Source organism: Chitinophagaceae bacterium (assembly GCA_016717285.1).
Classification (GTDB): Bacteria; Bacteroidota; Bacteroidia; order Chitinophagales; family UBA10324; genus JACCZZ01.
Genome location: JADKFU010000005.1, coordinates 589,667 through 613,255, shown reverse-complemented (window position 1 = coordinate 613,255; position 23,589 = coordinate 589,667). Strand labels below are relative to the sequence as shown.

The 23,589-nt window shown below is 40.9% G+C and carries 19 protein-coding genes and 1 pseudogene; 13 read left to right on the top strand and 7 right to left on the bottom strand.

Going from position 1 to position 23,589, the window contains the following annotated elements; genetic code table 11:
• Positions 1 to 41 precede the first annotated feature (41 nt).
• Positions 42 to 866 carry a class I SAM-dependent methyltransferase gene (locus IPO83_12385; GenBank protein ID MBK9732060.1) on the bottom strand — a complete coding sequence of 275 codons (825 nt, stop codon included), beginning with the start codon at positions 864 to 866 and terminating at the stop codon, positions 42 to 44.
• Between the two features lie 112 nt (positions 867 to 978).
• Here IPO83_12385 and prfA point away from each other — a divergent pair, with 112 nt between their 5' ends.
• The 10 genes and pseudogenes from prfA to IPO83_12335 all read left to right on the top strand — a co-directional run bounded on the left by prfA (position 979) and on the right by IPO83_12335 (position 14,431).
• Positions 979 to 2,055: a peptide chain release factor 1 gene (gene prfA / locus IPO83_12380; protein MBK9732059.1), complete on the top strand. Its 1,077-nt coding sequence runs from the start codon at positions 979 to 981 to the stop codon at positions 2,053 to 2,055.
• A 184-nt stretch (positions 2,056 to 2,239) separates the two neighbouring features.
• Positions 2,240 to 3,586, top strand: coding sequence for a sigma-54-dependent Fis family transcriptional regulator (locus IPO83_12375; protein ID MBK9732058.1), 1,347 nt, complete (start codon positions 2,240 to 2,242; stop codon positions 3,584 to 3,586).
• 635 nt (positions 3,587 to 4,221) lie between these two features.
• Positions 4,222 to 4,299, top strand: coding sequence for a K(+)-transporting ATPase subunit F (gene kdpF, locus IPO83_12370; protein MBK9732057.1), 78 nt, complete (start codon positions 4,222 to 4,224; stop codon positions 4,297 to 4,299).
• A gap of 3 nt (positions 4,300 to 4,302) precedes the next feature.
• Positions 4,303 to 5,994, top strand: a complete 1,692-nt coding sequence (gene kdpA, locus IPO83_12365) for a potassium-transporting ATPase subunit KdpA (protein ID MBK9732056.1) — start codon at positions 4,303 to 4,305, stop codon at positions 5,992 to 5,994.
• 36 nt (positions 5,995 to 6,030) lie between these two features.
• On the top strand, positions 6,031 to 8,064 hold the full coding sequence (gene kdpB / locus IPO83_12360) for a potassium-transporting ATPase subunit KdpB (GenBank protein MBK9732055.1): 2,034 nt from the start codon (positions 6,031 to 6,033) through the stop codon (positions 8,062 to 8,064).
• Positions 8,065 to 8,084: 20 nt separating this feature from the next.
• Complete coding sequence (locus IPO83_12355; protein MBK9732054.1) at positions 8,085 to 8,657, top strand: K(+)-transporting ATPase subunit C; 573 nt, start codon at positions 8,085 to 8,087, stop codon at positions 8,655 to 8,657.
• Positions 8,658 to 8,663: 6 nt separating this feature from the next.
• Positions 8,664 to 9,740 (top strand): porin, encoded by a 1,077-nt coding sequence (locus tag IPO83_12350; protein ID MBK9732053.1) that lies wholly within the window; start codon positions 8,664 to 8,666, stop codon positions 9,738 to 9,740.
• A 2-nt stretch (positions 9,741 to 9,742) separates the two neighbouring features.
• Entirely contained in the window at positions 9,743 to 10,867 is a 1,125-nt protein-coding gene (locus IPO83_12345; GenBank protein MBK9732052.1) for a sensor protein KdpD, read from the top strand.
• A gap of 1 nt (position 10,868) precedes the next feature.
• A pseudogene (locus IPO83_12340) lies at positions 10,869 to 12,603 on the top strand (PAS domain-containing protein).
• 157 nt (positions 12,604 to 12,760) lie between these two features.
• On the top strand, positions 12,761 to 14,431 hold the full coding sequence (locus IPO83_12335; protein MBK9732051.1) for an amidase: 1,671 nt from the start codon (positions 12,761 to 12,763) through the stop codon (positions 14,429 to 14,431).
• Positions 14,432 to 14,563: 132 nt separating this feature from the next.
• On the opposite strand, the gene IPO83_12330 is transcribed toward IPO83_12335, so the two are convergent.
• The 5 genes from IPO83_12330 to IPO83_12310 form a co-directional block, all read right to left on the bottom strand.
• Positions 14,564 to 15,631, bottom strand: coding sequence for a ketoacyl-ACP synthase III (locus IPO83_12330; protein ID MBK9732050.1), 1,068 nt, complete (start codon positions 15,629 to 15,631; stop codon positions 14,564 to 14,566).
• 68 nt (positions 15,632 to 15,699) lie between these two features.
• Positions 15,700 to 16,056, bottom strand: a complete 357-nt coding sequence (locus tag IPO83_12325) for a hypothetical protein (protein ID MBK9732049.1) — start codon at positions 16,054 to 16,056, stop codon at positions 15,700 to 15,702.
• Positions 16,049 to 16,990: a UDP-N-acetylmuramoyl-tripeptide--D-alanyl-D-alanine ligase gene (locus IPO83_12320; protein MBK9732048.1), complete on the bottom strand. Its 942-nt coding sequence runs from the start codon at positions 16,988 to 16,990 to the stop codon at positions 16,049 to 16,051. Before IPO83_12320 ends, IPO83_12325 begins: the two co-directional genes overlap by 8 nt.
• A gap of 93 nt (positions 16,991 to 17,083) precedes the next feature.
• Positions 17,084 to 19,453, bottom strand: coding sequence for a fibronectin type III domain-containing protein (locus IPO83_12315; protein MBK9732047.1), 2,370 nt, complete (start codon positions 19,451 to 19,453; stop codon positions 17,084 to 17,086).
• A 319-nt stretch (positions 19,454 to 19,772) separates the two neighbouring features.
• Entirely contained in the window at positions 19,773 to 20,189 is a 417-nt protein-coding gene (locus tag IPO83_12310) for a hypothetical protein (protein ID MBK9732046.1), read from the bottom strand.
• Positions 20,190 to 20,468: 279 nt separating this feature from the next.
• Here IPO83_12310 and IPO83_12305 point away from each other — a divergent pair, with 279 nt between their 5' ends.
• The gene (locus IPO83_12305; protein ID MBK9732045.1) at positions 20,469 to 20,714 is read left to right on the top strand and encodes a hypothetical protein; all 246 of its coding nucleotides are present in this window, start codon (positions 20,469 to 20,471) and stop codon (positions 20,712 to 20,714) included.
• Here IPO83_12305 and IPO83_12300 read toward each other — a convergent pair.
• A complete protein-coding gene (locus tag IPO83_12300; protein MBK9732044.1) occupies positions 20,692 to 21,642 on the bottom strand; it encodes an IS1595 family transposase in 951 nt (316 codons plus the stop codon). The genes IPO83_12305 and IPO83_12300 overlap by 23 nt on opposite strands.
• A gap of 255 nt (positions 21,643 to 21,897) precedes the next feature.
• Here IPO83_12300 and IPO83_12295 point away from each other — a divergent pair, with 255 nt between their 5' ends.
• Positions 21,898 to 22,227, top strand: a complete 330-nt coding sequence (locus tag IPO83_12295) for a hypothetical protein (protein ID MBK9732043.1) — start codon at positions 21,898 to 21,900, stop codon at positions 22,225 to 22,227.
• A gap of 438 nt (positions 22,228 to 22,665) precedes the next feature.
• Positions 22,666 to 23,586 (top strand): exodeoxyribonuclease VII large subunit, encoded by a 921-nt coding sequence (locus tag IPO83_12290; GenBank protein ID MBK9732042.1) that lies wholly within the window; start codon positions 22,666 to 22,668, stop codon positions 23,584 to 23,586.
• Positions 23,587 to 23,589 lie beyond the last annotated feature (3 nt).

Here is a 23,589-nt window from a genome sequence, read left to right as displayed (position 1 = left end):
GTGAGCAGCGAGTAGTTAGTCATTGGTCATTGGTGGTAAAACTAATTTTTCTTTCGGAGGGAAATGTAAAAGTGGTCGGCGTAGTTGCTGAAGATTGAAAATGAAAAGATGGATTCCAGGTTATTCAAAAATGACAGGAGTGTTTTCTTTTTGGTGAAAAACGGATTGAGGTAGGAAGGCGGAATAGCGATTCCTACAGGTTTTAGTTTATTGATTTTAAACTTTTTTGCAGCAATCATTTGAATTTCAGAGGGTGAATAATACCAGGTTGGTTGCGCATCCTTTCCAAGTGAAGCTGTTATAGAATGCCTTTTATTTCTCCGGGATGCTTTGTTAGGTTTCCCTTTCCACAAAAAATACATTTGTTCCCAAATGCACTTTCTTCCCATAATGACTGCTATAAATTTGCCTCCGGTTTTTAATAAAGAACCTGCGACGTTCATTAAATCAATCAGTTCATCTTCCGGAATACAATTCAATCCACCGAAATCAGAAAAAACCAGGTCAAAGGATTCCGGTTTAAATACATTCTTCAATTCATTAAACGAGACCTGCTTTGTTTGAATCCTGTCTCCTAAAGATCTGCGTTTTATTTTTTCTTCCGCCATGCTAATCATCATTCCGGAAATATCTGTGGCCATCACATTGTGACCTTGTCCTGCTAACCAGATCGCATCTTCACCGGTGCCACAATTTAATTCCAATATCCGAAGTGATGTTCCGGTCAATTCATTGCCAAGAAAATAATGCACACGGTTGCGTTGCAATTTCCCGATAGGTGATTGGGTAAATGCACGGTCATATTCTATTGCCACAAGATCAAATGTGGCAACTGTTGCTTGTACAGGATTCGGCTGCTGTGCCAATGAAGTATTGATGTATTGGTTAAAAATACTTCAGGTCAACAAATAAATGGCTGTTTGTCTAACTTTGCCGCATAAATTATTTCCTCTTACTCACTGAAGTCGCATAAAACAAATGATTGATAAACTACAAGCCATCAAAGACCGTTGGCTCAATATACAGGAAGAACTGAATGACCCGATGGTGGTGAACAATCAACGCCGGTATGCACAACTCAACCGTGATTACAAAGAATTAGAAAAAGTGGTAGATGCATATGAGAAATACAAGCTACTGGTCAGCAATATTGGCAACAACCGCATCATTCTGAATACTGAAAAGGATGCCGATTTCCGGGATCTTGCAAAATCAGAACTCGAGCAACAGGAAGAAGAGAAGTTAAAACTGGAAGATTCCATCCGACAATTGCTGATTCCTAAAGATCCGGAAGATGAGCGGAACGCAGTGCTGGAAATTCGTGCAGGAACAGGCGGAGATGAAGCGAGTTTATTCGCCGGCGATCTGTATCGAATGTATGTGCGTTACTGCGAATCGAAGCGATGGAAAGTTGCAGCGATCTCTGAAAGTGAAGGCACGAAAGGTGGTTATAAAGAAGTAATTCTTGAAGTAACCGGTGAGAATGTTTATGGCACTTTAAAATTTGAGTCCGGTGTTCATCGTGTGCAACGTGTTCCGGAAACAGAAGCGCAAGGTCGTGTGCATACTTCGGCAGCGTCGATTGCAGTATTGCCGGAAGCTGATGAAGTGGATGTGGAAGTGCGCGATGCAGATGTGAAGATGGAAACAGCACGAAGCGGCGGCGCCGGCGGACAGAATGTAAATAAAGTAGAAACAAAAGTAATTCTCACACACCTTCCGACAGGAGTGGTAGTGATGTGCCAGACTGAAAGATCACAGTTGGGGAACCGCGAAAAAGCGATGACGATGTTGCGCACACGTTTGTATGATGAAGCACTTCGCAAACACAATGCAGCGATTGCAGGCAAGCGCAAGACGATGGTTTCAACAGGAGACCGCTCTGCTAAAGTGCGTACCTACAATTATCCGCAGGCAAGAGTAACGGATCATCGTATCGGCATGACGGTATATACGCTTCCCGATTTTATGAATGGCAACATCCAGGAAATGATTGACGCATTGCAATTGGCAGAAAATGCAGAGAAGCTGAAGGAAGGAAATGTGTTGATCTGAGCTCAGATATTCCAAATGATATTTTTTGTGTTATCAGATTGCAACACCGATCGTACTACGATGACAGGGTAAATTATTTCCTGGTAATTACCACTAAGCTTATAACAACATTTAATTACCACCCGGTTTTCTTCAGGGCCTCTTTTTAAAAAGTTAATTTCGCATTCAACTCACAACAGTCAACTTGAACCGCATCTTAATAATAGACGATGAAGAAAAAATCAGAACACTTCTGACGAAGCTTATCAGTCTGGAAGGGTTTGATGTACTGCAAGCTGCTGATTGCAAGTCAGCTTTAAAAAAACTGGAACAAACAGCTATTGATGTAGTTCTTTGCGATGTGAAACTTCCTGATGGCAACGGAGTAGAGCTTTGCGGAAAAATAAAAACCAGGTATCCTTTGGCAGAAGTTATTCTGCTTACTGCATATGGCAATATTCCTGATGGAGTGCAGGCCATCAGGAACGGTGCCTTTGACTACCTTGTAAAAGGTGATGACAACAATAAAATAATTCCCCTGCTGTATCATGCCGTTGAAAAAGTTGAGTTGGCAAAACGTGTTCAGCAACTGGAAAAACGATTGGGTAACAGGTTCTCCTTTGAAAATATTATTGGCAAATCAAAAACGATCCAGGCCGCAGTTGAACTGGCAAAAAAAGTTGCAGTTACTGACACTACCGTTCTGCTCACCGGGGAAACCGGTACCGGTAAAGAGGTTTTTGCGCAAGCCATCCACCAGTCAGGGAACAGGAGCAATAAAAATTTCGTGGCAGTCAACTGTTCCGCATTAAGCAAGGAGTTATTGGAAAGCGAGATGTTCGGGCACAAAGCAGGAGCATTCACAGGAGCGGTGAACGATAAGAAAGGATTGTTTGAAGAGGCCAATGCAGGAACAATTTTTCTGGATGAAATAGGTGAGATGAGCCTGGAACTGCAAGCCAAACTGTTGCGTGTACTCGAAACGGGTGAATTTATAAAAGTGGGAGAAACCACTTCCACCAAAGTAAATGTACGCATCATCTCCGCCACCAACCGAGACCTTCAGAAGGAAATGGAAACGGGAATATTCCGGAAGGATTTGTATTACCGGCTGTCTGCATTTGAAATCAGGCTTCCTGCATTGAGGGAAAGAGTGGCAGATATAGAAGCTTTGGCAAATCATTTTATGAATTTGTTTTCAGCAAAAACCAATAAGAAAATCAAAGCGTTTTCAAATGATTTTATTGAAGCGCTGAAACAATATTCCTGGAACGGAAACATACGGGAGCTGAAAAATATAATTGAACGAAGCGTCATCCTGTCTGACACCGATGAATTGCGAATTGATGTATTGCCGGTTGAATTTTCCGGTTATTCTTCGGTCTCCAAAAACAAAAGGCAACTTTCCGCCTTTGACCTGGCAAGTGTTGAAAAACTGCACATTCAAAAAGTATTGAATTATACCAATGGCAATAAAACCAAAGCCGCAGAATTGCTCAACATCGCTTTAACGACGCTATACAGAAAGCTGGACGACTACAATATCGGGTAAACACTTTCAAAACGCTATGATTTACCCTTTCGAAATGAAAGGAATAATTATAGAACAAACTATCAACAAACACTCCAAATGCTTGTCCTGTAAGGGTTTAAATACCTTATGCCTTATTAGGTATCAGAATTGAAAGGAGTCCGGCACAAATGACTTCCGGAATGAAAAACAAGCACTTCATAAACTTTCTTCGACAGAAGCGGCGATCTGCAACGGCTGTTAAATCACAGCAAAGGAGGCTTAAAAGGTTTCACTTAATTCCTTCTGAAATATTTTCCAAACTTGATTTAGGTCATTCAGATTCCTGACAGCAGTCATAGTAATCCTGTTTTAAAAACAATTGTTTTACCAACGAAATGAAAGGAAAGAACTACGATCCTAAACCCTGGCAAAAAATACTGGTGATCACCTTCATTTGGCTTATGGCGATTTCCGCAATGATCATCGTTTATGAGAAAATAAAAATACTGATTCACTGAAAACACAAAAAAAATGATCACAACAATTCTGATAGTTACCGGCCTTGTTTGTTTTTGGCTTTTTTACAAGTCGATTGATTTTTTTGAAAAAATCTGACGCTTCTATTCTTCTCCGCCAGGAAATGAAAGGAACAATTAACTTATAAATTCAAAACCATGATAGCATTGTTCATCCTCTGTATAGCCATGTTCTGTTACCTGTGCTATGTCCTCATCAAACCTGAAAAATTTTAAACTATGAACCCGGAAATAGCTGGAGTAGTCCTCATGTTTTTCCTTACGCTGGTGCTTGCCATTCCGTTTGGTAAATACATCGCAAAGGTTTTCAGTGGCGAAAGATCATTGCTTGATTTTTTTGCGCCACTTGAAAATTTCATTTTCCGCATCTGCGGCATTGATGCTAAAAAAGAAATGAACTGGAAGCAAAGCATGGTAGCCATGCTGACCATCAATCTTGTCTGGTTCCTGTATGCCATGCTGCTGCTTCTGAACCAGGGATGGCTCCCCATGAATCCTGACGGCAATCCATCCATGACACCTGACCTGGCCTTTAACACTGCCATCAGTTTTTTAGTGAATTGCAATCTGCAGCATTACTCGGGCGAAACAGGAGTAACGTATTTATCCCAATTGTTCTGCCTCATGTTTTTGCAGTTTGTTTCTGCTGCCACCGGTTTAGCCGCTGCCGCTGTGGTGTTCAACGCACTAAAAGAACGCACAACAGATAAACTCGGAAATTTTTACAACTATTTTATGAAATCCCTGACAAGGGTTTTATTGCCCCTTTCAGTTGTTGTTGCTATTCTTTTCATGTTGAACGGAATGCCAATGACCTTTGAAGGCAAACAAACCATCACAACTTTACAAGGTGACACCGTACAGGTTTCAACAGGCCCTGTTGCAGCGTTTGTTCCGATAAAACATTTGGGCACAAACGGAGGAGGATGGTTCGGCACTAATTCAGCGCATCCGTTTGAAAATCCAAATTACAGTACCAATATTATTGAGATGGTTGCTCAATTGCTTATTCCGCTTGCCATGCTTTTCGCATTGGGATTTTATCTGAGAAGAAGAAAACTTGCATGGATGATTTTCGGAGTAATGACAGCGGGATTTTTATGCCTTACTATTCCGAACATGATCATGGAGCAACATGGCAATCCCGAAATTGCAAAGATGGGCGTTGATATGAGCTCCGGGGCCATGGAAGGGAAAGAAGTCCGCTTTGGCGCGCCGGCATCAGCTTACTGGAGTATACTCACCACTGTTATTTCAACCGGCTCTGTGAATTCCTTCCACGACAGTTTCATGCCTTTGTCCGGAATGAATCAGATGCTGGCCATGATGGTGAATGCATTCTATGGCGGATGCGGTGTCGGCATTTTGAACTTTTACATCTTTATCATCATAGCTGTTTTCATTTCAGGATTGATGGTAGGCAGGACACCGGAATTTCTTGGTAAGAAAATAGAAGCGCGGGAAATGAAAATTGCAGTGATAGTAACTCTGGTGTCTGCTATATTGATAAAAGGAGGAACTGCATTCGCTTCTTACCTGTATGCAGGAGACCCTTCCCTGCCATGGCTCAACAATCCGGGCTTTCATGGATTCTCTGAAATGCTCTACGAATACACTTCTGCCAATGCAAACAATGGCAGCGGGTTTGAAGGATTGGGTGACAATACACCGTGGTGGAACATCAGCACAGGTATTGTCCTGATAATTGCACGCTTCATTCCCATTATAGGTCCCGTCGCGATTGCCGGAATACTGGCAAACAAAAAATACATTCCTGAAAGTGCAGGAACCCTGAAAACAGACACCCTCACTTTCGGTGTGATGATATTCGCGGTAATAGTCATTGTAACGGCATTGTCCTTTTTCCCTGCATTGGTTTTAGGTCCTATTGCCGAGTATTTCTCGATGTAAAAATTAAATAACCGAAAATATTTAAAGCATCATACCATGTCAAAAAGACAAAAAAAAGCATCCCTCTTTCAGAGGGACCTGGTTAAAGAGGCGCTGCAGCACTCATTTACAAAGCTGAATCCCCGCATCATGTTTCGCAATCCTGTGATGTTTACTGTTGAAATAGGAACAGCAGTAATGTTATTCGTAACAGTTTATAGCATGATGTCAAACGACAACTCACAGGGATCAGCGGTATACAACTTTGTCGTTTTCCTGATACTGTTTCTCACCTTGCTGTTTGCAAATTTTGCAGAAGCAATTGCAGAAGCACGCGGCAAAGCCCAGGCAGATTCACTGCGTAAAACAAGGGAAGAAACTCCGGCAAAACTTAAAATTGAAAATGGGCAAATAAAAGTCATTCCTTCTTCACAATTGAAAAAAGGGGATTTGTTTTTTTGCGAAACCGGAGATATCATTCCTACAGATGGTGAAATCATGGAAGGACTTGCCACTATTGATGAATCAGCAATAACGGGAGAAAGTGCACCTGTGATCCGTGAAGCAGGTGGAGACAAAAGTTCCGTTACAGGTGGAACAAAAGTGCTCAGTGATAAAATCACAGTTGAAGTTACAACAGCACCGGGTGAAAGCTTCCTGGATAAAATGATTGCATTGGTTGAAGGTGCAACACGCCAGAAAACTCCCAATGAAATTGCATTGACAATCTTACTCGCTGGTTTTACGCTCCTGTTTACAATAGTATGTGTCACCTTAAAATTTTATGCTGACTATGCTCACACACCAATCAGTATTGCAGCATACATCTCGCTTTTCGTTTGCCTGATTCCAACAACAATTGGAGGATTGCTTTCCGCCATCGGGATTGCAGGAATGGACAGGGCATTGCGTGCCAATGTGATCACCAAATCAGGTAAAGCAGTTGAAACGGCAGGAGACATTGATGTTTTGCTTCTTGATAAAACCGGAACGATCACAATCGGTAACCGCAAGGCAACACATTTTTATCCGGCCAATGGTGTGGATGAAAAACATTTTATCAAATGCACCATACTCAGTTCAATCAGTGATGATACGCCGGAAGGAAAATCAATTATTGAATTGTCCGGAATAAATCCGCTAAGCTACCAGGTGGATAATCCACGTTTCATCAAATTCACCGCTGAAACCCGCAGTTCCGGAATTGACTTTGAAAACACACGTATCAGGAAAGGTGCTTCAGATGCCATCAGAGATCTTTGTCAAAAAGCGGGGAATAGTTTTCCATCAGAAACTGCTGAACAAGTGAAAGTAATTTCAAGCAATGGAGGCACTCCGCTTGTGGTATGTGAAAATGAAAAAATTATTGGCGTGATCGAGTTGCAGGACATCATCAAAACCGGCATCAGTGAACGGTTTGAACGACTCCGCAAAATGGGAATCAAAACGGTGATGGTAACAGGCGATAATCCGCTCACTGCAAAATTTATTGCAGAAAAGGCAGGTGTAGATGATTTTATTGCCGAAGCCAAACCCGAAGACAAGATGAATTACATCCGCAAGGAACAAAGCGAAGGAAGATTGGTGGCCATGATGGGCGATGGAACAAATGATGCGCCTGCACTTGCACAGGCTGATGTAGGAGTTGCCATGAACAGTGGAACGCAGGCCGCAAAAGAAGCCGGCAACATGGTTGATTTAGACAATGATCCAACCAAGCTGATTGAAATAGTTGAAATCGGAAAACAACTCCTGATGACAAGAGGAACGCTCACAACATTCAGCATTGCAAATGATGTTGCCAAATACTTTGCAATAGTTCCTGCTCTGTTTATTACTTCCATTCCTGCATTGCAGGCACTGAATATCATGCACCTGTCATCACCCGGAAGCGCGATACTTTCAGCAATCATTTTTAATGCCGTCATTATCCCAATGCTGATTCCACTCGCATTAAAAGGTGTCGCATACAAACCCATCGGCGCAAGTGCATTGCTGCAACGCAACCTCTTTCTATATGGAGGAGGAGGCGTGCTGATCCCTTTTATCGGAATCAAGCTCATTGACATGATTGTTTCATTATTCGTTTAATAAAAAACAATGATCAACAAATGAAAACTCAATTATTTCCTGCTATCAAGCTGACATTGATCTGCATCCTGGCTTTTTCCGGCTTTTACACTTTAATTGTCTGGGGTATCGGGCAGGTAATAGCTCCCAACAATGGCAAAGGAGAAATTGTAAACTATGGTAGCGATAAAACAAAATATGGTTTCGCCAACATCGGTCAGTCCTTCACTGCCGACAATTATTTCTGGTCGCGCCCATCTGCTGTAGGTTACAATGCAGCAGGTTCCGGCGCTAGCAATAAGGGGCCATCCAATGCGGATTATCTTGCCCAGGTGCAGGCACGCATTGACACATTCCTGGTGCATAATCCGGCGGTTAAAAAATCAGATATTCCCGTTGAAATGGTAACTGCATCAGGCAGTGGTTTAGATCCGCATATTTCTCCGAAAGCGGCATTCATCCAGGTTGCCCGCATTTCAAAGCAAAGAAATATCTCTGATGAGGTACTGAATAAACTGGTTGATCTGAATATTGAAAGGCCTTTATTCGGTTTGTTCGGCCCATCACAGGTTAATGTTTTAAAACTCAATACAGCATTGGATCATCTAAAATAACCAGCTATGAAAAAAATAATTTTACCAGTAATGCTTTTGATTGCAGTTTTTACATCAGCGCAATCGGATACTTCAAAATCAAATCTGAGTTTCAGCGGATATGCAGAAGTTTATTACACTTATGATTTCAACCGGCCTGATAACCATGTTCGTCCCTCCTTTATTTACAGCCATAATCGTCACAACGAGTTTAACCTCAATCTTGGTTTCCTGAAAGCATCCTATAACTCAGACAGGATTCGGGCCAATGTCGCGCTTGCCGCGGGCACTTACATGAATGCCAACTATGCAGCGGAACCGGGAGTTTTGAAAAATATTTATGAAGCAAATGCAGGAGTAAAACTTTGCAGCAATAAAAATATATGGGTCGATGCGGGAATTTTCGCATCGCATATCGGATTTGAAAGTGCAGTATCAAAAGATTGCTGGGGATTGACAAGAAGTATTCTAGCTGAAAATTCACCTTATTATGAGAGTGGAGTTAAACTTTCTTACACAACTGACAATAGTAAATGGTTTTTGAGCGGATTACTTCTGAACGGATGGCAACACATCCAACGACCGGATTTTAACAACACACCGGCATTCGGTACACAGGTTACTTACACCCCAAATTCCAAAATCACTTTAAACTACAGCACTTTTATCGGGAATGATAAGCCTGACAGCGCAAAACAGATGCGGTACTTCAATAATTTCTATGGCATGTTCCACCTCTCAGACAAATTTCATGTTACCGCCGGTTTTGATTATGGTATGGAACAGAAGCAGGGAGAAACCAGTGAATACAATAGCTGGTACAGTCCTGTTGTAATTATTAAAGTGATCTTAGATAATAAGTGGTCCATTGTGGCCCGAGGTGAATATTATGCGGATGAAAAAGGAGTGATCATCCCCACAGGAACAGCTAACGGATTTAAGACAACGGGATATTCACTGAATGTTGATTACCGCATTCGCGAAAATGCAGTCTGGAGAGTCGAAGCAAGATCACTGAACAGCAAGGATAACATTTTCACTGAAGGAGACGGCACCACAAATACAAATACATTTGTAACAACATCCATTGCAATTTCATTTTAATAATGACCGAGAAAGAAACATCCGTTCAGCATTTTCTCGACCTGATAAAGAAATCAAGACGGGGAAAATTTAAAATTTATATCGGCATGAGCGCCGGAGTAGGTAAAACATTCCGGATGTTGCAGGAAGCCCATTCCCTTCTGAAAAATGGCATTGACGTAAAAATCGGTTACATAGAAACACACAACAGGAAAGAAACACATGAGTTGCTGGAAGGATTACCGGTTATTCCAAGGCGAAAACTTTTTTATAAAGGAAAAGAGCTGGAAGAACTGGATGTGCAGGCTGTCATCAATCTCAGGCCTGAAGTGGTTATTGTTGATGAACTGGCGCACACCAACATCGAAGGGAGCAAAAACGAAAAACGCTGGCAGGATGTATTGGAAATTCTTTCGGCAGGAATCAATGTGATTTCCGCAGTTAATATTCAGCACATTGAAAGCCTGCATGAAGAAGTCAAGATCATCACAGGCATTGAAGTAAAAGAAAGAGTGCCTGATACTGTTCTTGCGCAGGCTGATGAAGTAGTAAACATTGACCTTACTTCTGATGAACTTATTCTGCGATTAAAGGAAGGGAAAATATACCAGGCAGAAAAAATTGAAGCTGCGCTGAAAAACTTTTTCAAAAGTGATCATATTCTGCAGTTACGTGAACTTGCCTTAAAAGAGGTGGCATCGCAGGTGGAACGGAAAGTGGAGACTGAAGTGAAGAAGGAATATGCCATGAAGCATGAACGTTTTCTGGCCTGCATCAGCAGCAATGAAACCACTGCAAGAGCGGTCATCCGGAAAACAGCGCGGCTGGCAAACTATTATAACAGCAAATGGTATGTGATGTATGTGCAAACACCCAAAGAAAGTGCAGATAAAATTCCATTGGACAAACAGCGGCACCTGATCAACAACTTCAAAATGGCCACGGAGCTGGATGCGGAAATCATTAAAGTTGAAAATACGAATGTGGCAAAAGCAATCATTGAACAGGCTGAACTCCGTGAAATAACCACCATTTGCATGGGGAAACCGCACCTTAGTTTGATGCGGGTAATTATTGCAACCAATGTTTTCAACGAACTCTTAAAAAAACTTTCTTCAAGTGATATTGACCTGGTAATACTTTCCTGATATGAAAATCAAAACCAAATTAACACTAAGCGTAGGCCTTTTATTTTTTATGATCGCGCTACTGGCCGGCATCGGCGCCTTAAAGATCAACTCCCTTGCTTCCGATTCGAACAATATCCTGGTCGCAAACTACAATACACTGGATTATGCGCGGAACATGCTCAAGGCCCTCGATGAATTGCAAACAGAAAAGAGCGCACTTGATGTTTTTCAAACCAACTTAAACAGGCAGAAAGAAAATATTACTGAGGTAGGCGAGGCAGAATTCACCAACAATCTTTTGCTTCATTTCAATCAACTCAAAAAAAATCAGTCTGATACTACCGCTTTAAAAAAAATCCGGAATGATATCAATGACATCATGAAATTAAATATGGATGCTATTCAGCGGAAAGCAAAAGTAGCAGCCGAAACCGCCAAAGATGCAACCATCTGGATCGCCATCACCGGAACATTCTGCTTCCTGATCGCTTTCTCCTTACTGATCAATCTTCCGGGTGGAATCGCAAACCCCATCAGGGAACTTACAGACAGCATTAAGGAAATAGCGGCAAAAAACTATTCTCAAAGAGTACATTTTAAAAGCAGCAGTGAATTTGGTGAACTGGCCGATTCATTTAACACAATGGCTCAGAAACTGGAAGAATACAATAACAGCAACCTGGCGAAGCTGATGAAGGAAAAGAAGCGCATTGAGACACTCATCAACAACATGCACGATCCGGTTATCGGACTGGATGAAAACAAAAAGGTAATTTTTGCGAACGAAGAAGCTTTAAGAATTGCCGGATTGAAAGAGGAAGAAGTGATTGGAAAAAATTCAGAGGAACTTTCCATTCACAACGACCTTATCCGTTCCTTACTCCAGGAAATTTCCGGTAAAGAAATCCTTAAGGGTAAAGTTGAAAAGAAACCGCTCAAAATATTCGCCGATGGAAAGGAAAGTTATTTTGAAAAAGAAATCCTCAACATCTCCATCATTCCAACAGGCGAATTGCAGGCACAGGTAATAGGGTATGTAATTATTTTAAGAAATGTAACTCCCTATAAAGAACTGGATTTTGCAAAAACAAATTTTATCGCCACAGTGTCGCACGAATTAAAAACGCCGATCTCTTCCATCAAGATGAGTTTACAACTTTTAGAAAATGAAAAAGTCGGCAAAATAAACAATGAGCAAAAAAACCTGATAGATAGCATCCAGGAAGACGCGTCGCGATTACTTAATATCACCGGTGAACTCCTCAACATGACGCAGGTTGAAAGCGGAAACATTCAATTGGGAATAATTCCTTCAGCACCAAAAGAAATTTTAGATTATGCCCTGAAAGCCACTAAAACACAGGCGGAAGAGAAGAAAGTACAATTAGAAATTAACGCTCCTGAAACCATTTCAAGAGTACTTGCGGACAGTGAAAAAAACGGCCTGGGTGCTAACCAACCTGATTTCAAATGCCATCCGCTATTCTTACGAAAACGCTGTAATTTATCTAACCATTGCAGAAGTTGAAGGAAGCATCAGGTTTTCAGTGAAAGATACAGGCCAGGGAATTGCACCACAATACAAGAACAAAATATTTGATCGCTACTTCCGGATACCGGGAACAAAAAAAGAGGGAACAGGGCTTGGGCTGAGTATCAGCAAAGAATTCATTGAAGCTCAAGGAGGGGAAATTACAGTTGAAAGCGAATTTGGAGTAGGAAGCACTTTTACAATTTTTCTGAAAAAGGCATAAGCAATTTCTTTTGACGGCTAATTATTTCCGCTCAGAAAGGATTACTTCATTTCCAAATAAAACGACTGTATTCCAAATGTTTTAGCGCTTTCACTGTAAAGTATAAGTTTGACCTGCGAAGAATTACTAATTATCTTACGCATCAAACAAGCCTCCCATGAATTCCCTGTCGAAAGCTGTTCTTTTCCTATTCAGTTGCATTTCCTGTTTTGCATTCGGCGTTTTTCTAACCAATGAAAAAAATAAAGTAAGTGCAGATGAAGTACATCAGGCTCAACAACTGATCGGAATGGATTTTACGGTTGCGGAAACAGACAGCATGCTTTCATTGCTGGATGATCAGTTGAAAAATTATGAGAACATGCGCAAGGTGGAACTTCCCAATGCTGTTCCTCTTTGTTACAATTTCAATCCTGTTCCTGTGGGAATGAACTTTGATCAATCACGCAAAGCTTTCCAATCATCTGACTACAGCAAAACGATGTTGCCGAAGGACAGCAACGAACTGATCTTTTATTCGATCGGACAATTAGCTGAACTGATTCATTCGAAAAAGATCACTTCCGTTCAACTCACTAACTTTTATCTGAACAGGCTGAAGCGCTTCAGTCCGAAGTTGCATTGCGTGATCACCTTTACAGAAAACCTTGCCATGCAACAGGCAAAACAGGCTGATGCGGAAATTGCAGCGGGAAAATACAAAGGACTGTTGCATGGTATTCCTTATGGAATCAAAGACATGTATGCAACCAAAAATTATCCAACCACATTCGGTACGCCACCATTCAAAAACCAGGTGATTGATGAAGATGCAACCGTTGTTAAAAAACTGCAGGATGCAGGAGCAGTGTTGATTGCAAAACTTTCTTTGGGAGAACTGGCAATGGATGATGTATGGTTTGGTGGGTTGACAAGAAATCCCTGGGATACCACAAAAGGCTCCAGCGGTTCATCAGCAGGACCAGCCTCCGCTGTTTCCGCAGGGCTTGTACCTTTTGCAATAGGTTCCGAAACGTGGGGCTCCATTGTTTCTCCTTCAACTATTTGTGGTGTCACCGGATTGCGCCCTTCGTACGGTAGAGTAAGCCGGAATGGCGCCATGGCTTTGTGCTGGACAATGGATAAAGTTGGTCCGATCTGTCGTAATACAGAAGATTGTGCAATTGTCTTCAACGCGATTTACGGTCCGGATGGAAAAGATCAATCCTTGTTTGATTTGCCTTTCAACTATTCACCAAAAGTTGATTTGAATGGCATGAAGATCGGTTACTTCAAAAACGATTTCGAACTTGATACGGTGAATAAACCATTTAACAATGCAGCAATCGAGCAATTAAAAAAAATGGGTGCCCAATTGATTCCATTGCAACTTCCTGATCTTCCGGTGAATGACATTGCCGTGTTGTTGTTCTGCGAATCAGCCAGCGCATTTGATGATCTTACTTTCTCGAATCGCGACGACCTGATGGTACAGCAACACAAATACCGCTGGCCGAATTATTTCAGGGCCGCGCATTTTATTCCTGCAACGGAATACATCCGTGCCAACAGGTTGCGCTACCTGTTGATTCAGCAGATGAATGACGTGATGAAACAAGTAGATGTCTGTGTTGCACCTTCATTAGTTGGTGACAATCTTTTAGTAACCAATTTAACCGGCCATCCATCTGTCGTGCTGCCAAATGGTTTTATCGATCCGAAAACACCTACGAGCATTGTCTTCATCGGACAACTTTTTGGTGAAGCGAAAATGCTGGCTGTTGCCAAAGCTTACCAGGATGCAACAGGATTTCAGTTGAAGCATCCGCCATTTGCATTTTCAAATTGAGCCGATCTCTAAAACAAAAACTGAGAATCATTTCAAGCTATTACTGTAAGATTAATTTTTCTCTTCCATTCTCAATCCACCATGTGGGAAACCGATAAAGAATGGAGATAATCTGCGTTACGTTCACTTTATTTATATTCGATACAATACGGCATTAATATGCATCCCTGCTCCAACCGAAGCCATCAATACCAAATCACCATTCTGTAATTGGTGTTCATTCAACTCGCCTTTCCGGATCAGGTCGAATAAGGTGATGACTGTTGCAACCGAACTATTGCCCAATTTGTGAATGCTCATGGGCATGATGTATTCCGGTAATTGATTAATGCCATACAATTGAAATAATCGTTCGATGATGGCATGATCCATTTTTTCATTGGCCTGGTGAATCAACACTTTCTTTAATTGCGAAACATGAACATTCGCTTTGTCCAGGCATTTCTTCATGGCCAAAGGAACATTGAGCAAAGCATATTCATAAATTTTACGGCCTTTCATTTTGATATAGCGCACATTCGGATCCGCATCCGGCAAATTGGATTTTCCAAGAAATAAATAATACGCTTCATCAGTAGTATGACTTTGCACTGCATAAGAAAGAATACCGCTCCCTGCTGCGTCAGACGTTGCTTCAATTACAGAAGCTCCTGCACCATCAGCAAAAATCATCGAGTCGCGATCATTCTGATCAAGCACGCGTGAGAGGGTCTCCGTTCCAATCACCAGACAGCGCTTTGCCACTCCGGCCTGAATAGCGATATGTGCCTGAATCACTCCCTGTAACCAACCCGGACAACCAAATAAAATATCATAAGCAACACAATCAGGATTTTGAATGCGAAGCAAGTGTTTGATGCGTGCAGATAATCCGGGAAGAATATCTGTTTGAATCGTTCCTGACTTTACATCTCCAAAATTATGCGCTACAATAATCTGGTCAAGCTCTTCGCCGGTCAGGTTTGCATCTTCCAATGCCAATCGGGCTGCAATCGCGCCAATGTCAGATGCATGCAAATCATCTGTAACATAGCGCCGTTCCCCAATGCCTGTAATTTCTTTAAACTTGCGCACGATCATTTCACCGGTTTGCTTCAAGGGTTTTTGGCTTTCATCAAAAAAAGAATGCTTGCCGAATTCAGCATTCGTGACGATGCGTTCAGGAATGTAACTTCCGGTGCCCGTAAAGATTGATGCCATAAAATCTATTATTGTTGTTTGAAAATTTTGAAGGATCAGGAATTTGAAGGTTACCGTGATCTGTCCCACTACTGTGTGGCTACCAATTTCTCGAGTCCGATCAATCGCGATCCCTTCAGCAAAAAGTAATGATCTGAAAAATGTTGTTCCTCAAACCAGTTTCTTAATTTCATTACATTTTCAAAATGAAGCGCAGTAGGAATTGAACCGTTCATTGCCTTTCCGAATTCCTTTCCAACAAAAATAATGTACCTGAATTTTTTCTGATCAATGCTTTGTATAATTTCCGAATGTTCCTTTTCACTCGATGCGCCAAGCTCCAGCATATCGCCCAGTATCAACACTTTATTTTCTGAAGGCAGTTGCGTAAAATTCAGCAACGCCGCCTGCATGCTGGAAGGATTTGCGTTGTAAGCATCAAGAATGAAGGTATTGCCATCTTTTTTGCAAAAGCTGTGAACGGTTGTTGGAAGGAATGTAAGATGCTATAGCTTGCGCTACCTGAGAAGTTGTGATACCGAAAAAATTCCCCACTGCCACGGCTGCCATGATGTTATCAAAATTGTAGCTCCCCATCAGTAATGTTTCGATTTCAGCATGGCTGTTAGGCAAATAAATTTTCAGGAATGGAAATGTAGCTCTGATAGTCCCGCAGTAATCAGCCGATGTTGTTTCGCCATAAGTAATGCGATTCAATCCTTCACTCCTTTCCATCAGATCCGGTTGATCCATGCAAACGAAAGCTGTGCCTTTATTTTCCCGCAGGTAATCATACAATTCTCCATTTCCTTTTCTCACGCCTTCAATATTTCCATATCCTTCGAGATGGTCTTTACCGTTGTTAGTGATAAGACCGTAATCAGGCGCTGCGATTTTGCAGAGTAAAGTTGTCTCCTCCAAATGATTGGCGCCTATTTCAATGATGGCAATTTCGGTTCTGGCAGGAATGGCAAGTAAAGTGAGTGGAACGCCAATATGATTATTGAAATTTCCTTTCGTGGAAAAAATTTTATGCCTTGTCTCAAGCACACGTGCAATCAGTTCTTTGGTAGTTGTTTTCCCATTGCTGCCGCAAATAGCCAGCACTTTCAACTGCAATGCTTTCCGATGATGAAGCGCAAGCTGCTGTAGTGTTTCCAATGCATCTTCTACAACAACCATTTTTTCCTGTTGTGCAAAAATCGCTTCATCAACAATAACTAAAGAAGCTCCCGACTTTATGGCTTCTTCGGCGAAAAGGTTTCCATTGAAATTTTCTCCCTTCAGTGCAAAAAATATTTTCCCTTTTTCAATTTTCCGGGTATCGGTGGAAATTCCGGAGGAGTTTAAATACTGCTGATATAATTCTGTTATCTGCATCCTTCAAAAATAATGGAAGCAATCTAAAGTGGTTACAAAAAAAGAAGCTGTCTCTTTCGAGACAGCTTCCTGAATTAAATTTCAACAAAACAATTAATGTGTTACCACAAACTGTTTGCGCATTGCAGCTCCATTGTTTATCACTTCTGCAATGTAAGTTCCATTGGTAAATTCACTCACATTCAGATTAAACAGATTGTCTCCCTCCAGCGCAAGAACAGAAGTCGAATACATTTTTTGTCCGAGCAAATTGTAAACGTTTAACAACGCATCACCTTTCTTAACACTTGCAAATTGCAGTGTCATGTTATCAGCCACCGGATTCGGATAAACCTGGAAATCAGTATTTACAGTAACCGCCTCTTGTGCACCTTCTTCAAAACGGAAAGCTGTTGCGCTTGTGTAAATATGCATGGTATAACAGGAAGAAGCACTTAATGCTCCATTGTATCCGTACACCTGAATTTTATAAGTTCCGACCGTTGTGCTGTTATAAATAATTGTTTCGCTGGTAGTTCCTCCATTTTGTGAAGTCTTCACGTTGGTTCCACCTGGATTGAATAACTTGATGTCATAATCTCCGGGCAAGGTGGTTAACGTCACCTTGATGTTTTTAAGAGTTGAAGTATTCGCGAAAGAGTACCAATCCTGATCGGTGCTGGTACTGATCTGCGAAGTAATATCTATACCCACGGTTGCTGCTGCTGCTGTACCCGTTGTATTATTGGGTTCGAAAGTTTCTGCGCAACCTCCACCTGATCCGGGTTGAATATTCAAAGTGTAATCTTCCACTTCTCCCTCAGCAAATGATTCGCACGATGTTGGTGCTGCCCCATATTTCATGCTTACCCTCATGCGGGTGCTTGCTGTTGAAGCTGTTGAAGGAATAGTGATGGTTGCCGTATTGTTGGCAGCAGTGGAAGAAGAGAATGAAGCTGCTGTTTCACCTGCATCAGTAAAATCACCATCCGCGTTCCAGTCACAGAAGACTGCCCACTGTTCAGCGTAGGTACTGCCTGTAAACCCACCGCTGGTTGTAATTGTGTAGGCTGATCCTTTATTTACTGTGGTGGAAGAAGCAGTGCCATTATAATAACCACCTGCATCAGCACCAGATGTTCTTGAAATAGATCCAAGTGAAACCAAATCAATGTATTCATAAGTCTGACTGATTCCATTAGATGCACAATAAGTAATGCCACCTGATGCAGAAGTGGTAAAAGATAAAGCGGTTGAATAAGCAGAAGTTCCACTTGCACACACGGCCTGTACCTGATAATTGTAAGTGGTGCTGGCAGTTAAACCTGACAATGCTTTTGAGGTGGTAGTTGAAGTAGTAGTAGTCCATGTTGAACTGCCCGACAATTTGTATTGCACATTGTAACTCGTTGCTCCACTTACAGCTGACCAGCTAACCGTTGCAGAAGAACTGGTGATAGCAGAAGAACTCAAACCTGCAGGCGTGCCACAGGAGGTACTTGGAGGTGTACAACCAAGAGATGTCGTCAGGGAAACTCTTGTTCCGCCTGTTCCAAACAAAGCCTGCATACGTGTTTTCTGACCTGCGGAAAACATATTCATGCAAGCATCATCCGTGTAGTCCATGTAATTCATAAACATGTCACCGTTAGGACCATTGCTGCAAGATACATTTGGAAAAACCGGGCAGCCATAATTTTCATCAGCCTGGTTCGGTGTATCTGAAACCTGGTCAGAGCCTGTGCAAGCCGTGCCATCATCACCCCAAATGTGATAGAGGTTGAGCCAGTGGCCCACTTCATGCGTCAGCGTTCTGCCATAATTATAAGGCGCAGCAGTTCCCGGTTGTGCAATACTTCCGATAGAAGAATATAAAACAACTACGCCATCTGTTGCAGCGGCGCCACCTGGAAACTGCGCATATCCCAGTAAACCGCCGCCCAGATTGCACGACCACAAATTCAGGTAAGAAGCAGCGGGCCAGGCATCATCACCACCGGTGCTGTTGTGTTTTGCCGGATCACCGGTATCGAGGAATGAAGTTTTTGTGGTTGATTTGCGAATGATACCATTGGTAGCTGCACCACTTGGATCGCGTTGCGCAAGGCAAAACTGCACTTCGCAATTGGCCGCGATAGATTGCCAAACAGAAGGCGTGTTACCAGCATCGGAATTCAATCGCGCATAATCAGCATTCAATTGATTGATCTGTGCCTGCACTTGCGCATCTGAAATATTTTGTGCCGTCGTATTATACAATACATGAACCACTACCGGAATGGTGATCACGGTGCGCGTTTCACCACCATTGGAAGCAATGTAGGTTTGTGTTGCATTTTCGATGTCATGCATTCGCTGAGCAAGATTGGGATCTTGCTGTTGCAACCAATTGAGATGATCCATGGTGCCGCAATTGCGCAGTTGTGCGAATGAGCCGCCAGCGATCGACAATAGGATGGCCAGGGAGAGGAAAGCTTTTCTCATATGCAAAGGGATTTAAAAGGTTAGAAAAATTAGAATAGAAAGGTAATCAAATATAGGTACTCACCCCTTACTTAGACCCAAATTATTTTTACATGGTAAAAGAGGCAAATTTTTTACGTTGTAAAAGTAGATGAGGGATAATAGCAATGGCGGGAAAAATTACCTTTATTGGAAGTAATTGCAGGATGAAAAATCAAATTTGCCATGTAAAAGTGAGTATGAAAAAAGAAGCAATGAATTTGATTTAAATTTTGTGTTTATATTAAAATTTAATATCGGGACTGTTAAGGTTTATAATGAAATAAAACATTACTACTGTTTAGGGCTTATCTAGTATTTTTAATGAATCAAGTAATGTTTCACCTGTCTTTGGGAAATTTTTTTTAATAAAATCCCGTCTATTTTCTTCTGTCATGGTTAATAAGAAGTCAATAATGAAAACCATGTATTCTTTATATCTATCATCGACGTATTGAGTACTTTCTTGGGATAATTCTTCCTTAAGTTTTTTCAAAACTCTTTGTGCCTTATTTTTTGCATCTATCTCACTTTTCTTTTCCATGAGTTTGACATATTCGCTAATTTTATTCATGTCAAATATGTCAGTATATGTCTTGATTGAAGTCAGTAGGGTATCTAATTCTTTTATCTTATTTTTTTGAAAATTCCATACTAATCCATTTATAACGGTATAAATTCCTAACACAATTATTGTTATCCATTCATCTGGGGTCATAAGCATATCTTATTTTTTCTTTTTGTCCAGATTCCTTTTTACTTCTTCTTTGCTTACCGCCGTCTTTAATATTTCATCGAATGAGGCATTTACGGTAAATACTTCCTGATATTTGGAGGGCTTTTTCTTTGTGGTTTTTTTCACTTTCATATAGTAAAGATAAGGGTAATTAACATTTTAAGTGTGACTAATTACTTACCTTTAAGAAGACCAAATTGAATTAACGGTGTAAATTGTTTCATATTTACTACGTAAATTTGCATTTAACATAGTATGGGTATGGATGAAAAGCAAACCACAGATGAACTCTTAACCGAAATCCTTCGCAGCGTAAGGGGTATTGATACTCGTCTTTCTTCTATGGAAATAAAGATGAAAGGTCTATCTAATAGGATTGATGGGATAGACAACAGATTAGGAACTATTGAAAGCCGATTAGATATGATTGACGGCAGATTAGCAAATTTAGAAGCATGGATTCCTGTTGAAAATACCAATATCCTTAAGAAGAGGGCTGTTTCTTAGCTATCAAATCAGCATATTTCAACCTTCCTTCGCAGTTAGCAAGTGATAAGTTAATCCGCTCCATTTCACCTACTTTACGTGTTTCATACCTGAAACCACTTTCCTGGCAGTAACGGATAAGGTGTTTTTTAGAGACTTGATGGTAGATTCCATAGATAGACCTTGAAAGCAAGCTAAAAAAGCCTTCTACGGTGTTTGTATGCAGCTCACCACGTACATATTCATCGGTGCTATGAGATACTATTTGATGGTCGTAATCATTCTTTAGGTTATAGTAACCTGAATGGCTATCTGTCATAACCTTTGTACCTTCCTTTACATTTGCTTTTACTGCTTCAATCAGGACAGGGGCACTAACGGCTAGTATTATTTGGGTATGCACTTTTCCTTTGCCACGTTCAAGGAAAGCAAGCACAGGTGTTTTGCCCATTGTTCCGCCGTTACTTTTTTCAGCCCTTATTTTAGCCCTGATATGTTTGTGCATATTTGAAACTTTTCCACCGATAAAAACCTCATCGCATTCAGTTACGCCTGTAAATTCATAGTGTTCTTTATCCCGCATCATTTCACGAATACGATGCAGCATAAACCACGCTGTCTGTTGTTTAACTGATAAATCCCTTGCTAACTGACAGGAAGAAATACCTTTCTTATGGGAAGAAATCAGGTAGATAGCCACAAACCATTTCGATAAAGGCACTTTGGTATTTTCAAAGACAGTCCCAACGGTAACGGTGAACTTCTTACGGCAATCAGCGCATTTGAAATACTTACCATCTTTAAACCTGTAAATTTTCATAGTACCACAGAAAGGGCAAGCCACACCATTTTTCCAACGTAGCTGTTCCATGTGATTACGGCACACTTGTTCATCAGAAAAGTAAGCCATCACATCTATGAGGTTCTTTACTTCTTTACCGTCTTTCATTTCTTTGATTTTTTAGATTCCACTAAAATTTCAAGTTGCACCCGAACATAGTCAGACAGTTTGCGCCTGTCTGCATCGGCTAATTTTGAATGGCTTTTTTCAAGTTCTCATTCATTCTGATTACGATTTGTGTTTCCATGTTTGAATTGTTATGCAACAAATATACATTGCATTACATCGTATTCCTAATATTTCGTCGAAAAGTTTTAAAATAATTTTTGAATACCTTCATCAAACAAAAAAATATTAAGAGTAATGCTGCCAGAAAACGAATCAACCCCAATCAATGAGAAAAAGACATCGGAACAAAGAATGATAACCATTTCCGAAGAGACTCTTTTAAGAATGGTTAAGCCAGATTATTTTAAATTCACAAACTATGTAGAATGGAGGCAGGATAACGATTCAAAAAGAAAGCATATAAAATTTATTAAAATAATGTATGCTTTAGTAGTAATCGTCCTTGCTGCAACTATTATTATTCTTGCATCATATTGTCTATTAAATCAGACGGCAGCAGCAGCATTGTTAGGCAGTTTGGTAGGTATAGCAGGGAATGAATTTAAGAATCAACAATTTAAATGAGATATGAGTATAGACATTAAAAAGGACGTTCCCATTATAGCCATAATCCAAAGAAAATGTTCAATAAATAGCATAAAGTATTTGGCATCATTTCTATTTTCCCCCTTTCCTTTCCCTGATTCAACTAATTTGTTTTGATTTTCCATAAAGTTGATTTTCCCAAAACCAACTCAAAGAAGCATATTGGCAATACAACTAACTTACAAAGATTTTGGGTCTAAGTAAGGGATAAGTACCCAAATATAACTAACCACCCAATTTAAATTAACGTGCTTTTGCAAGATGAAATGCACACGTATTTTTTATAGGTCTATCTGATGCTGCTTCAAAATGTTGTTGCGGCCTGTGCGTGACAATTGTATTAAACAATTGAGAAGTTACCATTGAAGACAAATCCCTACGCAGGTTGCCAAAAATGAAAATAACTATTTTTGATTCATGCCCACCTTAATGCGTCTTTCAGAATTGGTAAATGAAATTCAAGACACTGTTGAAAGTCGTTTTGAGGGAACAGCGTATTGGATAAACGCTGAAATTACCGACGTTAAAAAATATGCTGACAAAAAATGGTGCTTTCTTAAATTCATCGAAAAAGAAGGATTTTCCATAACCGCTGAAATAAAAGGTGTTTTCTGGGGCGCCACTTTTCACCACATAGAAAAATTTGAGCGGCAGACAGGTCAGCTTTTTTCAAACGGATTGCAGATCAATTGCCTGGTTCGTGTCAGGTTTCATAAACGGTACGGTCTTACCCTGGAAGTTCTTGAAATAGATCTTGCCTATGCGCTTGGAAAATTAGCCATCGAACGTGAAGCAGTTCTTAACAGGTTACAGAAAGAAAATCCGGAACAGATTCAATTGATTGACGGACGGTTTGTCACTTTTAATAATTCATTGCCACTGCCAATTGTGATGCAGCGTATTGCACTTATCACCGCACCTGCTTCAGACGGGCAGCGGGATTTTTTGCAGGAATTGGAAAAGAACCGTTATGGTTATGCTTTTGATGTTTGTGAATACCTCGTTCAAATTCAGGGTGACTCATCGAGCGGTTTGATTCGTCAGCAACTGCAACTCATCTTAACAGAAAAAGTAGCGTTTGACGTCGTGATAATTGTTAGAGGTGGCGGTTCGCAAACAGATTTCAAACCCTTTGATGATTATGAGTTGTCAAAGAGCGTTGCCTGTTTTCCAATTCCGATTTTAACAGGCATTGGGCACGACCGTAATACCAGTATTGTAGACATGATGGCACGAGCAAACAAAACACCCACTAAAGCCGCAACAACTGTAATTGATCACAATCTGTCCTTTGAGCAGGAACTCCTGTCGCTGACAGACCGGTTTTTAAAGGGGTAAATG

Bases quoted from the DNA above. Each gene is read 5' to 3' on its own strand.
- IPO83_12335 (MBK9732051.1), top strand. From the start codon at position 12,761: ATGAATTCCCTGTCGAAAGCTGTTCTTTTCCTATTCAGTTGCATTTCC.
- kdpA (MBK9732056.1), top strand. From the start codon at position 4,303: ATGAACCCGGAAATAGCTGGAGTAGTCCTCATGTTTTTCCTTACGCTG.
- IPO83_12300 (MBK9732044.1), bottom strand. From the start codon at position 21,642: ATGAAAGACGGTAAAGAAGTAAAGAACCTCATAGATGTGATGGCTTAC.
- IPO83_12320 (MBK9732048.1), bottom strand. From the start codon at position 16,990: ATGCAGATAACAGAATTATATCAGCAGTATTTAAACTCCTCCGGAATT.
- IPO83_12345 (MBK9732052.1), top strand. From the start codon at position 9,743: ATGACCGAGAAAGAAACATCCGTTCAGCATTTTCTCGACCTGATAAAG.
- prfA (MBK9732059.1), top strand. From the start codon at position 979: ATGATTGATAAACTACAAGCCATCAAAGACCGTTGGCTCAATATACAG.
- IPO83_12295 (MBK9732043.1), top strand. From the start codon at position 21,898: ATGCTGCCAGAAAACGAATCAACCCCAATCAATGAGAAAAAGACATCG.
- IPO83_12350 (MBK9732053.1), top strand. From the start codon at position 8,664: ATGAAAAAAATAATTTTACCAGTAATGCTTTTGATTGCAGTTTTTACA.
- kdpB (MBK9732055.1), top strand. From the start codon at position 6,031: ATGTCAAAAAGACAAAAAAAAGCATCCCTCTTTCAGAGGGACCTGGTT.
- IPO83_12305 (MBK9732045.1), top strand. From the start codon at position 20,469: ATGGATGAAAAGCAAACCACAGATGAACTCTTAACCGAAATCCTTCGC.
- IPO83_12355 (MBK9732054.1), top strand. From the start codon at position 8,085: ATGAAAACTCAATTATTTCCTGCTATCAAGCTGACATTGATCTGCATC.
- IPO83_12290 (MBK9732042.1), top strand. From the start codon at position 22,666: ATGCCCACCTTAATGCGTCTTTCAGAATTGGTAAATGAAATTCAAGAC.
- IPO83_12330 (MBK9732050.1), bottom strand. From the start codon at position 15,631: ATGGCATCAATCTTTACGGGCACCGGAAGTTACATTCCTGAACGCATC.
- kdpF (MBK9732057.1), top strand. From the start codon at position 4,222: ATGATAGCATTGTTCATCCTCTGTATAGCCATGTTCTGTTACCTGTGC.
- IPO83_12315 (MBK9732047.1), bottom strand. From the start codon at position 19,453: ATGAGAAAAGCTTTCCTCTCCCTGGCCATCCTATTGTCGATCGCTGGC.
- IPO83_12310 (MBK9732046.1), bottom strand. From the start codon at position 20,189: ATGACCCCAGATGAATGGATAACAATAATTGTGTTAGGAATTTATACC.